Origin of the sequence: Desulfurella amilsii (assembly GCF_002119425.1) — a bacterium.
GTDB classification, from domain to species: Bacteria; Campylobacterota_A; Desulfurellia; order Desulfurellales; family Desulfurellaceae; genus Desulfurella; species Desulfurella amilsii.
Genome location: NZ_MDSU01000018.1, coordinates 112,888 through 127,336 on the forward strand (window position 1 = coordinate 112,888; position 14,449 = coordinate 127,336).

Here is a 14,449-nt window from a genome sequence, read left to right on the forward strand (position 1 = left end):
ATTAAGATTGAAAGTAGAAGAGATTTTATCTAAAATAGTTCCAATTAATGAAGAAATTTATAAACAAGCAAATCAAAGAACATCAAAACTGATTATGCCATATAGGGCAATGGGTTATTTGAATGATATATCAGAACAATTATGTGCCATTTATTCTTCTATGTCTTTAAAAATCGAAAATAAAGCTGTATTTGTTATGGCAGCAGACCATGGAGTAGCAGAAGAAGATGTGAGTGCATATCCTCAACAGGTTACTTGCGAAATGATAAAAGCTTTTATTAAAGGTAATGCAACTATAACTGTCCTTGCAAGATTAAATAATTGTTCTACTATCGTCGCTGATGTGGGCACAAAATGCGATTTATCAGAAAAAGAACCAATAGGTCAAAATCAATTTATAATAAAGAAAGTTAAAAATGGCACAAATAACTTTGCAAAACAACCCGCAATGACAAAAGAAGAAGCGTATAACTCAATACTAACTGGCTTTAAAATTGCAGATGAGTATATAACATCTAAAAAACTCAATTTAATAGCAACCGGCGATATGGGCATAGCAAACACAACCGCAGCTTCTGCGGTTGGTGCTTGTATAACAAAAAACAATGTAGAACTTATAACAGGAAGAGGTACACTTATAACAGACGATACACTTGAAAATAAAATTGCCATTATCAAAAAATCACTAAATCTTCACAACCCAAGCCCCAATGATCCAATAGATGTATTATCAAAAGTAGGTGGTCTTGAGATTGGTGCAATTGCAGGTGTAATTTTGGCTGCTTGCTACAATAAAATACCTGTTGTTATTGATGGTTTAATTTCAACTGCTGGCGCACTTTTGGCTTACAAACTAAACCCACTGACAAAGCAATATATGTTTGCAGGCCATTTATCTTATGAGCCAGGCCATAGCTTAATGCTCTCTTATTTAGGATTAAGGCCAATCTTACAATTAGATATGAGGCTTGGCGAAGGCAGTGGAGCTGTGCTTGCAATGCCTATCATTGAAGCAGCGGCTAAAATAATAACGCAAGTAGCTACATTTGATGAAGCGCAAGTAACCAAAAGCAGTTTATAATACTTTATTGAGTAACTTTTTCTAGAGTATCACAAAAATCATTTGTGAATAAAAAATTAGTTTGAGGTAGTAAAAAAACACTATCTTCTAAAAAACCAAAAAAAATATGCTGTGCTAAATAGCTTCCAATTGCTACTTCTATTATTTTATAGTCAACATTTTTATTTTCGTATATGCCAAGTATTTTAAAAATCAGTTCACTGTTTTTGTATTCTAATCTTTTTAAATTAATAGGAAAATCGTATTTTTTATAAAAATTTGGCGGCGAATTGAACGTTTTTTGTAAAACTAGCGAGTAAAACACTCTGTTTAAGCGTTTCCATTTTTTTGCATACAATGTGTCAAAATTATTCTTTATTTCAATAAAATGTTTGTTTTGAGGTTTCAGGCCAAAATTATTTGCAATAATTGAGCTATGAACGGCAAATGAATAGTTATCTGTAATAATGCGTAAAAAACCGTTTTGCTTTATTTTATCGGTAATTTTTTTAAATGTGATTTTGTTAAAAATGGAATGTTGAATACGGTAAAATTTAAACCACGGCTCTGGAAAATTTACATAAATATTATCAAAGCAGTTATTTTCAAATAAATCAATAGCATACTTCGCATCGTAATTAATCAATTTTATGTTATTTAACTTTTGCAGACAACAGCGATTTAAGGCTGTTAAATAATCTTTGCCGTAAATTTCTATACCGTAAAAAAACTCGTTTGATCTTTGCCTTGCCAAGCTAAGCAAAAACTCTCCTCTGCCAAAACCTATTTCTAGGTTATTAATATTTTTTTGCAGCTTGAGTGGGTCTTTTTGAGTATAGATTTTTTCAAAGCAATCACATAAGTGCATATACGAGTTTGTTGGCTCTAAATTGTGAAAAACTATTTCTGCTTTTAGAAAATTTGCAATATTTTTTGAGATGCACAATATTTCATTTTTAAGCTCATCTGTTACGATGGAACGTGTAACTTTATTTAATTTTATAATTAATGAATCGTGTTTTTTGTAAAAATCTAAAAAACAATTAAATGGCTCATTTAATGACAAAATGCCCCTATTTTTGAACACAAAAAGATCAACACAAACTATATCTTTTAAATTTTTATCTGTTTTTAATATTGCGTGAGGCATATATAAAAAAAGGGGCAAAGCCCCTAAAAATTATTTTTGAGCATTTTTTACGCTTGCTATCACCTTTAGCGGCAAACCCCAGATATTGCAAAAACCCTCGCCATCTTTATGTCTAAATGTATCCGTAGATTCGTACGTTGCAAGATTTTTATTATATATAGAATACGGTGATTTTCTAGAAACTGCAACAACAGAGCCTTTGTATAGTTTTATAGTAACTTCACCTGTCAAATTCTCACACAATTTATCAGCAAAAGCATCAAGTGCTTCCCTTAGCGGTGAAAACCATAAACCATAATAAACAAGTTCTGAATATTTTATAGCTAATTGATCTTTAAAATGCATAGCTTCTCTATCAAGCACAAGCTGTTCTAAAGCCCTTTTTGCTTCAAGCAAACTTACAGCAGCAGGAGCTTCGTAAACTTCCCTTGATTTTATACCAACGAGACGATTTTCAATCATATCAATCCTGCCTACACCATTATTGCCTGCTATTTCGTTTAAGTGTGTAACTAAATCAACAAGCGGCATTTTTTGGCCATCTATACTTATTGGTATATCTTTTTCAAAGCCAATTGTAACGTATTGAGGCGCATTTGGTGCTTCAAGGGGGTTTTTTGTCAAAGAAAAAATATCTTCTGGGGTTTCTTGCTGTGGATCTTCTAATATGCCAGCCTCAATTGCCACTCCCCAGATATTTCTGTCTATTGAATAAGGCTTTTCTTTTGTTATAGATATGTCTATGTTGAATTTTTTAGCATATTCAATTTCTTCTTCTCGCGATTTTAACTCCCAATCTCTGATAGGCACAAGCACTCTAATATCGGGCTTTAGCGCAACTGCAGATACATCAAATCTTACTTGATCGTTACCTTTGCCTGTTGATCCGTGAGCAATGGCATCTGCGCCTTCTTTAATTGCAATCTCAACGAGTTTTTTTGTAATAAGCGGCCTTCCAAGTGCTGTGGCAAGCGGGTATTTGTTTTCATAAAGCGCATTCATTTTGAAAGCTCTCATTACATAGTCTTCTAAAAATTCTTTTCGAAGATCTTCTACATAAGCTTTTGACGCCCCAGTCTTTAGTGCTTTAGCTTTTATGGGCTCAAGCGGTTCATTTTGACCTAAATCGGCAGTATAGGCTATAACTTCGCAGTTATATTTATCCATTAACCACTTAATAATAACCGATGTATCAAGTCCACCAGAATAAGCCAAAACTACTTTTTTTACACTCATATTTTACTCCTTATTTAATAAATTAAAAATTATTGCCATTTGAGCATATAAGCGATTTTCTGCTTGTACAAATACAACCGAATTTTTACCATCAATAATATCGCTTGTCACTTCCTCATTCCTGTGAGCAGGAAGGCAATGCATAAAGATAAAATTACTATCTGCAAATGAGCACAGTTCTTTATTTGCCTGGTATTTTTTTAATATTGAGTATTTTTTTTCTTTTTGATCTTCCTGGCCCATAGAAGCCCACACATCGGTATATACAATATTTGCCCCACTTACAGCCTCTGTTGGATCATCTGTTATAACAATGTTTGCTTGAGTTAGTTTAGATATCTCAATAGCTTCTTTTACAACTAAACCGCTTGGGCTATAGTCTTTTGGACAAGCAACCGATATATCAATTCCAAGCAAAGCACAATGTAAAAGCAAAGAATTTGCCATATTGTTGCCATCACCCACATATGCTAATTTTAAATTATCAAAACTGCCAAAATGCTCCTTTATTGTAAACATATCTGCTAAGGTTTGGCATGGGTGCAGTAAATCACTTAGCCCGTTTATTACTGGAATACTTGAGTTTGAAGAAAAGTCAATCAACCTTTGGTGTTCAAATGTGCGAATCATTACAATATCGCAGTAGCTGGAGATAATTTTTGCTGTGTCTTGTATGGTTTCACCTCTACCTAACTGGATATCTTTTGAAGATAAAACTATAGTTTGACCACCAAGCCTCTTAAATCCTGCTTCAAAGGAAACCCTGGTCCTTGTAGAAGATTTTTCAAATATCATAGCAAGTATATAGTCTCTAAAGGGTTTGTACTCTTGCTTTTTTTTGATTTTTTCTTTTATATTAATACCAAGATCTACAGTTTTAAGTGTCTTTAGCGCGTCAAAATCCGTTGGGCTCAAATAATGGTAAATCATCAAACCTCCTTAAAAAAGCAGAGCCTTTTTAAATTTATTAAGTTTAAAAAAGCACTTTGAGGACCAAAAAAAATAACCAACCTATTTGCATTATCCATAGATGCTATATCCATGATATCATCTGCCCATGACTTTGTCAGGCAATATCCACTACATAATACCAAAAAATTATTTGCAACGCAATTATATAGATGATCTTGAAAGTTATTTTTTGTAAAATTTAAAAAATCTGTTTTAAATCCATATTTTTGCAAAATTTCAAAATTATCCATTGAGTAATCAATAAGACACATGCTTAAGTTAGCACCATAACGTTTTAAAAGCCTACTACCAATCTCATTAAAACAAAACTGTTTATTTTTGCAAAAAATAGTGGTATTTTCTTTGTAGTAAAAATTGGCAAACGCATTTAAATAGCCGACATACAACTCTTTGTTTTTATCTTCTTTTAAGTCAAGGTTTAGCAAATCTTTTAGTAATAATTCTTTTTCGATTTTACTAAAGCTCAAACCTTCGCTTTTAGAATCCATAAAATTTGTATACAAAATATTTTCTTGGGTTTTAAATAAAACAGGTTTTTCAAGTAAATTATCTTTTTGTAAGATAGGCAATACTTTAGTCTTTGCAAGGTCTAAGATAGACATAAAATGCACTCTTTTTTTATATATTTTGAAATCAGCCTTGTGCCTGCTGCGAGGCTTACCAATGTTTTTACTTTATCTTTATCCACAATACTAACCCCACATAAATGCGTAATTTTTGTGTTTAAAAATGCCTCTTTTGACATTGTGCATGTTGCACCCAAAAGAATATTGTATTTGGCATTTGAAAAGCTCAAAATACTATCAATCGTTTTATTTACAAGCGTCGTAGCTGAAATTATAGCTACATCGCAGCTTTTAAGCTCAAAGAAGCTAGCCCAATCAGGTAAAGAATCAAACCTGTTGTCGCGCTCTACAATTTTTAAGCTTTTAGCTTTTTGTTTGATGTGTTCTATAATGGGCGCAAAATAGCCTACCATTATAACATTATGTTGTTTTTCAATGAGGTTTAAAAAATCAAAACAATTTTCTTGTGGTTTATTTAGTATGGCGTTTGCACACGCAATGGCTAAAGCGCTATCAAGCAAATTATATGAAAAAATCCCTTTTAATAGCTCTGTTGCTTTTTTACCAATAATTTTATCACCAATATCCAAGATATTGCAACTTGCATGGTTTAACTCTTTTGCAAATGTATATGAAAGACCGCAAAAGTTTCCATTTAGTTCAACGCAAGTATAGCCAAGACCAATTCTGATATCGCTAATTTCTAGGCTATTTGCTTGCTTTTTTGCAGCTTCGTAAATCATCTCATGCACAAACATAGTTTTTTACTCTTTCTATATAGTTTAAAACTTCATTTAGCGAAAATACACCGCTAAAAACATTGATTTGTTTTTTATCCAGATAAACTGCAATAGTCGGTGCACTGTAAATATTTGTTATAGATACAATTTGAGGGAGTTTTTCAATATCAACTTCAAAAAAATTCTCTTTGTCCTTTAATTTAAAAGAAAGTGCTTTGCATGTAGAGCAATCACTGGTACTAAAAAGTATTCCAACAGGTACCTTACTATCAATGTTTTTTTCAAAAGCTTCAATTAAATCAATTACTTCCATAGTTTAATCATGTTAGCATAAATTTAAGATTTTGTAAAACCCTAAAAATCGTTCTTTACTTAAAATTTTTTTATAGTATAATATTTCGTGTGAAAGTAAAGCCAGAGTGTTTTGTTTGTTTTGTCTCGCAAGCAATAAGGGCAACAGAAATCATCAGCAAAAAAGATGAAGATGCTATAAGGGCACTAAAAAATGTATCTGAAGTTTTATCAAGACTCAGCTATGATGTAGCGCCACCTTTAATCTCTGAGTTTGTCTATGGCTCTATAACGAAAACTCTAGACCATGATGACCCATACAGTGAAATTAAAAATAAGTATAACAAGATTGCAATAGCTTATATTAAAAACCTAAAAGATTACATAAACAACTCTGAAGATAAACTGCAAGCTGCTATCAATATATCCGTTGCAGGAAATATTATAGATTTTGGCTCTCAAATTGAAAAATTTAACATCAAAGAAACAATCTCAAAAGCTATTAATGAAGGTTTTTTGGTTAATGATATTAAAGATTTCAAAGAAAAAATAAACAAAGCTAAGATACTGCTTTTTTTGGCCGATAATGCAGGTGAGATTGTTTTTGACAAATTACTTTTAGAAACAATAAAATCGCTCTACCCAAACCTGGATATTTACATAGCTTTGCGTGGCAAGCCCATAATAAATGATGTAACAAAAAACGATATAGAAGGTTTAGGTTTAGAGGATATAGGCACAATCATAGAAAGCACAAAGCCCACACCAGGTTTTTGGCCAGATTACTGTGATGAAAAATGCAAAAAGATTTACAACAGTGCAGAGATTATTGTATCAAAAGGGCAGGGCAACTTTGAGACGCTTTCTGAATTTGATGACGATAGGGTTTTCTTTTTGTTTATAATAAAATGCTCGGTTGTGGAAGGGTACCTAAAAAAACCTAAATACTCACATATTTTTGCCAAAAAAAGCTCATTATGTTAGTAGCTGGCGTAGATGAAGCAGGCAGAGGGCCATGGGCTGGGCCAATTGTCAGTGCAGTTTGTATGCTACCAAAAGAGTTTAACACAATAGTAAAAGACTCAAAAATTTTAACAGAAAAAAAGCGCGAAGAGATTTATAAAATACTCATAAAAAATTCTATATTTGGAATCGGTATGGCTTCTTGTGAAGAAATTGATGCACTTGGTATTGTAAGAGCGTTTGAGCTTTCTATAAAAAGAGCACTTGCTGTTATGCCGAAAAAACCGGAGCTTTTGTTAATTGATGGGAGAGACCATTTAAATTTGTCAATTAAATTTAAAAGTATTGTTGATGGTGACTCAAAAATAGCCTGTATTTCTGCTGCATCAATTCTGGCTAAGGTTAGCCGTGACCACTACATGATGCTAATGTCGCAAAAATATCCACAGTATGCATTTAATCAGCATAAAGGTTATGGCACAAAAAAACATACTGAATTGCTAGAAAAATTTGGCGTTTGTGAGATCCACAGAAAAAGTTTTCGGCCTATAGAGCAGTTTATTAATGGTACATTCAAACCAAAGTTACTGCTACATGCCTGCTGTGCGCCATGTGCTACAAGCGTTATAGAGCGTCTAAAAGATAACTTTAGAGTTAGCGTGTACTTTTTTAACCCAAATATACAGCCCTTAAAAGAATATAAATTGAGGCTAAAGGAAATTGTCGGGCTTTGTAAATACCACAACATAGATTTGATTGTGCCAGAATACAACCCAAAAGCATGGTTTAAAAAAATAAAACAATACAAAAACTACCCCGAGGGTTCAAAAAGATGCACGCTGTGTTATGCATACAGGTTGTACAAAACAGCACTTTTTGCAAAAAAACACAATTTTGAGTATTTTACAACCACATTATCTGTAAGTCCTCTAAAAAAATACGACGTTATTGCACACATAGGTAAAACACTTCAAGCTTTAAATATAAATTTTTTAGACGAAGACTTTAAGAAAAAAGACGGGTTTAGACGCTCATGCGAGTTATCAAAACAATTCAATTTTTATAGACAAAACTACTGCGGTTGTGTATACTCATACCATGAATCAATTAATAGAAAGCTTAAAAAACAAGCTCAAAGCAACACTCATTGAAACACACATTTCTTATGTATTAGTAAACGATATTGTCTACAAAATAAAAAAAAATGTAGATTTTGGCTTTTTGGACTTTACCACTTTAGAAAAAAGAAAGTACTTCTGCGAAAAAGAAGTTGAGCTAAACAAAAGATTGTCTAAAGATTTGTATTTAGGTGTTGTTCCCATTACTTACAAAAATAACGATTATTCAATATCTTATGATGGAGACATTGTAGAATATGCCGTTGCAATGAAAAAATTACCCCAGGATAAAATGATGGACAATCTCTTAAAAGAAAACAAAGTAACACTTAAAGATATAGATGATTTAGCAGAAATTATCGCACAATTTCACATAAACGCTGAATCAAATCAAGCAATCAGCGAGTTTGGCAAAAAAGAAAACATAAAAGTAAATACAGATGAAAACTTTAGCCAGACGATCGATGCTTGCGATGATTTTTTAACAAAACACCAATACGAGGCAATAAAGAGCTATACAAATAACTTTTTAGATAGTTATGATTGGCAAAAGCGCATCGAAGAGCAAAAAATCAGAGATTGCCACGGCGATTTATACTCACACAACATTTGTATATCTGATAAAACATACATTTACGATTGTATTGAGTTTAATGATCGGTTTAGGTACTCTGACGTTGCAAGTGATATAGCATTTCTAATAATGGATTTGGAATTTTATAAAGGATACGAGTTAGCAGAAAACTTTTTGCAAAAATATATAGAGACAACACAGGACTATTCGCTAAATGAAGTTTTAAATTTTTACAAAGTTTATAGAGCCTATGTCAGAGGTAAAATAGCATATTTTGAAAATGAAAAAGAACTATCAAATAAATATTTCGACTTAGCCTATAAATACATTGACAACAAATACAAGCCAATACTAGTGACGATGGTTGGGCTAACAGGCTGTGGCAAAAGTTATTTTAGTGAAAAATTAGCAAAAAAAATCAACGCAAAAATCTTTTCTTCAGATGTTATAAGAAAGCAAATATTTTCTCCTGCGTCCAGTAGGGACTTTGAAGGCGGTATATATACGCAACAGCACACACAAATAGTTTATGAAACGCTAAGCAAATTAGCTTATGAATCCTTAAAAGAAGGATACAATGTAATATTAGATGCTACATTCATAAAAAACTTTTTTAGACAAAATTTAATTGATTTATTAGATGAGATTGGAATAAATCCAAATTTTGTATTTTTAGATCCAGATGAATCTACAATATTGTATAATTTAAAAACAAGAAAAAAGCAAAAAAGCATCTCAGATGGCACAATAGATGTGTATTTTAAGCAAAAAGAAGTATTCGAAAAGCCAGAAAATGCAATAACAATACACTCAAACGAAGAAGGCAGTCTAAATTTTGTTTTAAATGCTATTTTGGAGGCTAAAGTATGAGACTCGGTGTTAATATTGACCATATTGCCACACTTAGACAAGCAAGGCTTGGTATTGAGCCAGAGCCTTTGTATGCAGCCTTTATTGCTCAAGAGGCTCTTGCAGATAATATTACAATGCATTTAAGAGAAGATAGGCGCCATATACAGGAAAGCGATGTAATTGCTGTAGTTAGTTCATTAAAAATTCCTCTAAACTTAGAAATGAGTATTGCAGACGATATTGTTCAGTTTGCTTTAGAAGTAAAGCCACACCAATCAACGCTTGTGCCCGAAAAAAGAAAAGAACTTACAACCGAAGGGGGCCTTGATGTAGTGACTAATTTTGAAAAGCTAAAAGAAGTAATAGATAAACTCCACTCAAAAGACATTTTTGTAAGCTTATTCATTGATCCAGATAAAAAACAAATTGAAGCGGCCAAAAAACTCAACGTTGACTCAATTGAAATGCATACAGGCGAGTATGCAAATGCACCTATATCGCAAAAAGCTAAGTTTGCAAATATTATTGCAGATGTAGCTGCTCTTGCAAAAAGTTTAGGTTTGAATGTACATGCAGGTCATGGTTTAAATTATCAAAATGTAAGCCCAATTGCAAAAATTAAAGAGATTGAGGAGCTCAACATCGGCCACTCTATAATCTCAAGGGCTGTTTTTTGTGGGCTCAAAGAAGCTATTTTGCAAATGAAGCAAATCATCGAAAAAGCCAGATGGTCGGTATAGACATAGAGCAAACAAAAAGATTTGAAAAAATGTTGAAAAAATTTGATAAAAAAACATTACTTAGAGTGTTTTCTCAAGAAGAGCTAGAATATTGTTTTTCAAAAAAATACCCGCATATCCACTTGTGCGGCAAATTTTGTGCAAAAGAAGCGTTTTTCAAAGCAACTAATATAAAAACACCACTTAATAAAATTCAAATCCTAAATAATAAAAATGGTGCACCACATATTTATATTGCTAATAAAATATTTAGCGCCGATGTTAGTATATCGCACACTGATGAATATGCAGTAGCTGTTGTTATATGCAAAACTATATAAAACTTAAAAAAATCTTAGAAAATCTTCAGCCATATTCAATAAAACTTGGACTAAAACGTATAAAAGCTATGCTTGAAGCACTTCATAACCCACAAAACGCCTTTAAAAGCATAATCATTGGCGGCACAAATGGTAAAGGCAGCGTAGCGCAAATGCTATGTGATAGTTTTGTCCACAAAGGTTATAGGGTAGGTCTATATACTTCACCTCACTTAATATTGCTAAACGAACGCATCAAAGTAAATAACAAAAGTATAGATTTTGATACACTGCTAGATATAGCTATAGAAATTGAGCCTTTAGCAAAAGAATTTGGCGTAACGTACTTTGAGTTTTTGACTGTTTTAAGCTTTTTAGCATTTAAAAAGTTAAATGTTGGATATGCAATTTTAGAGGTAGGCATGGGGGGTGAGTTTGATGCAACAAATGTAGTAGATCCGATTTTGAGTGTTATAACAAGCATCTCACTGGATCATACAGAGCATTTAGGCAAAACCATAGAACAAATAACAAAAACAAAAATGGCTATTATAAAAAAAATAGGCGTTATTGGTAAAAATCCCCCAAACGTTGTGGATTTGATAAAGCAATCCAAAAACGTCCCACTTTATTTTGTAGATGAACAATACATAAATCGTGCTAAAAATTTTGATTTAAAATTTTTAAAATGCGATTATGAAAAAGAAAATCTCGCATGCGCTATGCTTGCAGTTGATAGTCTAAACAAACATTACAATTTAGGATTAAACACAAGCGCTATGGAAAATACATACTGGCCTGCTCGCTTTGAAATAATCAAATCAGCTAATAAAAGATTTATAATAGATGGGGCACACAATGTAGATGGAGCATTAAGGTTTTTAGAATGTGCCAAAAAAATCAAAGGCCCCAAGATTTTGATTTACTCAAGTTTAAAACAAAAAGATTACCAAAAAATTTTAAATATACTTTGTGGTTGGTTTGATGAAATTATAATAACCAAAACAAACAATCGCAACTCAATTGATGAAGCAGATATTAAAGATATAATTAAAAACTATCGCTTTTTAGAAGATGTGAATGCATGCTTACTATACGCCCAAAAATCAAAATATGAAAATATATTTGTTGCAGGTTCGCTGTATTTAGCTGCTTTAGCAAAAGCCTGCGGTTTAGCGCAAGGAAACCTTCCTTAAAACTTCACACTTTAAAACTTAAAGCTTTTATCTCGCTTAGGCCTTTTCCCTGCACATCCTTTTCTAGCACCATAACAAGTGATTTGGGCTTTGTTGGGCATACTTCAACGCAAATACCACAACCCTTGCAATGGTGATAGTCAATTCCAACCATTTTTTCATCTTTATCTAAAAGAATTGACGCATCTGGGCAGTACTGCCAGCAAAACAAGCAGTTGATACATGTTTTTTCATTCCATACGGGGCGCTCAACACGCCATGAACCTGTCTCAAAATTTTCGATTTTTTCTTCTTTTGACTCAACTTCAATAATTTTGTTTAAATCCACTATGCTCATATACCCTCCTAATAAGGCACTCTATTTTGAAATGCCTTTTGCAATGTTAATTTGTCAAGTGAATCAATATTATAGCCAACCGGTATACCAGAAGCTGGTTTTGTAATTTTAATATCCTTTGGCAACATTTCTATAATATACTGTGCCGTGAGATTACCTTCAATAGAATCATCCAGCATCAATATAATTTCATTTGCAAGGGCTGCATTTTCTTTTAGTTTTTCAAGACCTAAGTCATTTGCATAAATGCCTTCAATCGGTGAAATCAAACCCCACAAAACAAAATATACACCATTATAAATATGTTGGGGTTCTAAATTTAATAGTGTTTCTATGGTTTCTACAACGCAGATAGTTGACTTATCGCGATTTTCATCCAGACATATATCGCAAATATCGCTTTCACACAAATTGGCACAGATTTTACATTTTTTTAAATGAAGGGCTGTTTCAATACTTTTAGATATTTCTTTGGCATCTTGCGGGTTATTTATAAGCCATAGAGCATACCTTAGAGCGCTTTTTTGACCAATCCCCGGTAATTTTGTTATTGATTCAACTAAGTTTTCAATTGATTTAATCATAGACCAGGTATACTTATCCCACCAGTTAATGCAGACATCTTTTCTTTTACTTTTTCTTTTGCTTTCCTGATCGCTTCATTAACGCCAGATAGCAGTAAATCTTCCAGCATTTCAACATCGTCTGATAACAACTCTTTTGAGATTTTAATCTCAACAACCTCTCCATCTCCATTGGCACTAACTGTTATCATGCCACCACCAACACTTACCTGCGTAATTTCTTTTGCCGCTTCTTGTTGGATGCGCTCAATTTCTTTTTGCATTTTTTTTGCCTGACTCATTAAAGAGTTCATATCAAATCCGCCAAAACCTTTCGTCATAAATCACCCCTTTGCTATTATTTCTCCACCAAAAATATCAATTATCATTTTATCTAATTTATCAATATCATCTACGTTATTGTCTTTAAGCATTTCCTTGTCGCCAGAATCATCTGTACCACCACCTAAAGCAACTGATGAAGTTTCTTTGATTTTTTCTGAGATTTCTTTTTTTGCTTCTGGTATAGATAAATCCACAGTGTACTGTATTATTTCTTCAATTTTAGCGAGGTTTTTTAGAGCGAGCGCCTTTTGCGTAGCAACTTTGAGTGCTACAATGTCATCAACCTTATGTTTTATTTGCAAAAAAGCATCATAGAAAAAATTTATAAAAGCTGTTTTTAATTCAATCCTTATTTCTAAAGTTAACAATTTTTCAAGTAACATTTCAACAAATGTTTCTACTTTTAAATTATGCTCTAAAAGATAACCAATCTTTTCATAGGCTTGATTTGAATTAAAATTAACAATTGCTTCAACAAACTCATCAATTAATCTATAGTCTGCAATACCAAGCACGCAAGACACATCTTTTGCAGTGATATCTTGACCTTTGTAAGCAACTACCCTGTCTAAGTAATTTTCTGCAACCCTAAAAGAGCCTTGTGCTACTTGTGAAATCAGCTTTATGCTTTCATCTTCTAATTTTATATTTTCAGTTTCTAAGATTTTTTTTAACTTAATATAAATTTTTTCTGGTGTAATTTTATTGAGCTTAAAAATTTGACACCTTGAAAGAATTGTTTGGGGTACTTTTTCTATATTTGTCGTAGCAAATATAAATTTAACATAATCTGGTGGCTCTTCAATGGTTTTTAGCAGTGCGTTAAAAGCTTCTTCTGTGAGCATATGTACTTCATCTATAATAAATATTTTATAGCGAGCGCTAAAGGGCACATACTTTATGCTTTCTATAATATTCCTTGCATCGTCAATGCGCCTGTTTGATGCACCATCAATTTCAATGACATCAACACTTCTGCCTAAAGAAATTGCTCTGCACTGCTCACACTCACCGCAGGGCTTAATTGTTGGCCCTTTTTCGCAATTAAGCGATTTTGCTATAATTCTTGCAAGCGAAGTCTTACCTGTGCCCATTGAGCCATAAAATAAAATGGAATGGTAGAGCCTATTTTGCTCTATGGCATTTTTTATTGTTTGAGTAACAACATCCTGGCCAATTACTTCATCTAATGTTTGTGGCCTGTATTTTCTTGCAAAAACTATATACATTTGCCTTCCCTTAGCGATACCCACCAATAAAGTGTACCTGCTGGGGGCTAATTTGCTACCGTTGCTTCCTTCCGGACCTGGCGGGGTTCACAAACGCCCCTACAAGTAGCTTCAAAGGTGGGTATCGCTAAAAGTGGCGCGCCCAAGAGGATTCGAACCTCTGGCCTCAAGAACCGCAATCTTGCGCTCTATCCAACTGAGCTATGGGCGCAGATAAA

General features: G+C 33.0%; 17 protein-coding genes, 1 tRNA gene and 1 other RNA gene. 7 read left to right on the plus strand and 12 right to left on the minus strand.

Annotated elements, in window-relative coordinates; translation table 11 throughout:
- Window positions 1-7 precede the first annotated feature (7 nt).
- Window positions 8-1,081, plus strand: a complete 1,074-nt coding sequence (cobT, locus tag DESAMIL20_RS04010) for a nicotinate-nucleotide--dimethylbenzimidazole phosphoribosyltransferase (protein ID WP_086033532.1) — start codon at window positions 8-10, stop codon at window positions 1,079-1,081.
- A gap of 4 nt (window positions 1,082-1,085) precedes the next feature.
- On the opposite strand, the gene DESAMIL20_RS04015 is transcribed toward cobT, so the two are convergent.
- The 6 genes from DESAMIL20_RS04015 to DESAMIL20_RS04040 are packed head-to-tail and all read right to left on the minus strand — an operon-like array spanning window position 1,086 to window position 6,037.
- On the minus strand, window positions 1,086-2,210 hold the full coding sequence (locus DESAMIL20_RS04015; RefSeq protein WP_086033533.1) for a class I SAM-dependent methyltransferase: 1,125 nt from the start codon (window positions 2,208-2,210) through the stop codon (window positions 1,086-1,088).
- A gap of 30 nt (window positions 2,211-2,240) precedes the next feature.
- Window positions 2,241-3,446: an argininosuccinate synthase gene (locus DESAMIL20_RS04020; protein ID WP_086033534.1), complete on the minus strand. Its 1,206-nt coding sequence runs from the start codon at window positions 3,444-3,446 to the stop codon at window positions 2,241-2,243.
- 3 nt (window positions 3,447-3,449) lie between these two features.
- Window positions 3,450-4,376, minus strand: a complete 927-nt coding sequence (argF, locus tag DESAMIL20_RS04025) for an ornithine carbamoyltransferase (RefSeq protein WP_086033535.1) — start codon at window positions 4,374-4,376, stop codon at window positions 3,450-3,452.
- Window positions 4,376-5,020 carry a hypothetical protein gene (locus DESAMIL20_RS04030; RefSeq protein WP_086033536.1) on the minus strand — a complete coding sequence of 215 codons (645 nt, stop codon included), beginning with the start codon at window positions 5,018-5,020 and terminating at the stop codon, window positions 4,376-4,378. Before DESAMIL20_RS04030 ends, argF begins: the two co-directional genes overlap by 1 nt.
- Entirely contained in the window at window positions 5,008-5,742 is a 735-nt protein-coding gene (locus tag DESAMIL20_RS04035) for a DUF364 domain-containing protein (RefSeq protein ID WP_086033537.1), read from the minus strand. Before DESAMIL20_RS04035 ends, DESAMIL20_RS04030 begins: the two co-directional genes overlap by 13 nt.
- Window positions 5,729-6,037, minus strand: a complete 309-nt coding sequence (locus DESAMIL20_RS04040) for a thioredoxin family protein (RefSeq protein ID WP_086033538.1) — start codon at window positions 6,035-6,037, stop codon at window positions 5,729-5,731. The genes DESAMIL20_RS04035 and DESAMIL20_RS04040 overlap by 14 nt, the downstream gene beginning before the upstream one ends.
- 89 nt (window positions 6,038-6,126) lie before the next feature.
- On the opposite strand from DESAMIL20_RS04040, the gene DESAMIL20_RS04045 reads away from it, so the two are divergent.
- From DESAMIL20_RS04045 to DESAMIL20_RS04070, 6 genes are read left to right on the plus strand one after another with little or no spacing between them, the layout of a single operon-like run.
- Window positions 6,127-6,999 carry a damage-control phosphatase ARMT1 family protein gene (locus DESAMIL20_RS04045; protein ID WP_158090511.1) on the plus strand — a complete coding sequence of 291 codons (873 nt, stop codon included), beginning with the start codon at window positions 6,127-6,129 and terminating at the stop codon, window positions 6,997-6,999.
- Entirely contained in the window at window positions 6,993-8,129 is a 1,137-nt protein-coding gene (locus tag DESAMIL20_RS04050) for a ribonuclease HII (protein WP_086033540.1), read from the plus strand. Before DESAMIL20_RS04045 ends, DESAMIL20_RS04050 begins: the two co-directional genes overlap by 7 nt.
- A complete protein-coding gene (locus DESAMIL20_RS04055) occupies window positions 8,077-9,540 on the plus strand; it encodes a bifunctional aminoglycoside phosphotransferase/ATP-binding protein (RefSeq protein ID WP_086033541.1) in 1,464 nt (487 codons plus the stop codon). Before DESAMIL20_RS04050 ends, DESAMIL20_RS04055 begins: the two co-directional genes overlap by 53 nt.
- Complete coding sequence (locus DESAMIL20_RS04060; RefSeq protein ID WP_086033542.1) at window positions 9,537-10,262, plus strand: pyridoxine 5'-phosphate synthase; 726 nt, start codon at window positions 9,537-9,539, stop codon at window positions 10,260-10,262. The genes DESAMIL20_RS04055 and DESAMIL20_RS04060 overlap by 4 nt, the downstream gene beginning before the upstream one ends.
- A complete protein-coding gene (acpS, locus tag DESAMIL20_RS04065; RefSeq protein WP_086033543.1) occupies window positions 10,250-10,582 on the plus strand; it encodes a holo-ACP synthase in 333 nt (110 codons plus the stop codon). The genes DESAMIL20_RS04060 and acpS overlap by 13 nt, the downstream gene beginning before the upstream one ends.
- Window positions 10,567-11,757 (plus strand): bifunctional folylpolyglutamate synthase/dihydrofolate synthase, encoded by a 1,191-nt coding sequence (locus DESAMIL20_RS04070; protein WP_086033544.1) that lies wholly within the window; start codon window positions 10,567-10,569, stop codon window positions 11,755-11,757. Before acpS ends, DESAMIL20_RS04070 begins: the two co-directional genes overlap by 16 nt.
- Window positions 11,758-11,761: 4 nt before the next feature.
- Here the strand turns inward: DESAMIL20_RS04070 and DESAMIL20_RS04075 are convergent, their stop codons facing one another.
- The 6 genes from DESAMIL20_RS04075 to DESAMIL20_RS04100 form a co-directional block, all read right to left on the minus strand.
- Complete coding sequence (locus DESAMIL20_RS04075) at window positions 11,762-12,094, minus strand: 4Fe-4S dicluster-binding protein (RefSeq protein ID WP_086033545.1); 333 nt, start codon at window positions 12,092-12,094, stop codon at window positions 11,762-11,764.
- An 8-nt stretch (window positions 12,095-12,102) separates the two neighbouring features.
- Window positions 12,103-12,678 (minus strand): recombination mediator RecR, encoded by a 576-nt coding sequence (recR, locus tag DESAMIL20_RS04080; protein ID WP_086033546.1) that lies wholly within the window; start codon window positions 12,676-12,678, stop codon window positions 12,103-12,105.
- Window positions 12,675-12,998, minus strand: coding sequence for a YbaB/EbfC family nucleoid-associated protein (locus tag DESAMIL20_RS04085; RefSeq protein WP_086033547.1), 324 nt, complete (start codon window positions 12,996-12,998; stop codon window positions 12,675-12,677). Before DESAMIL20_RS04085 ends, recR begins: the two co-directional genes overlap by 4 nt.
- 3 nt (window positions 12,999-13,001) lie before the next feature.
- On the minus strand, window positions 13,002-14,231 hold the full coding sequence (gene dnaX / locus DESAMIL20_RS04090; protein ID WP_086034719.1) for a DNA polymerase III subunit gamma/tau: 1,230 nt from the start codon (window positions 14,229-14,231) through the stop codon (window positions 13,002-13,004).
- 22 nt (window positions 14,232-14,253) lie between these two features.
- Window positions 14,254-14,347: signal recognition particle sRNA small type (ffs, locus tag DESAMIL20_RS04095), an RNA gene on the minus strand.
- Window positions 14,348-14,365: 18 nt separating this feature from the next.
- A tRNA-Arg gene (locus tag DESAMIL20_RS04100) sits at window positions 14,366-14,442 on the minus strand.
- Between the last annotated feature and the right edge of the window lie 7 nt (window positions 14,443-14,449).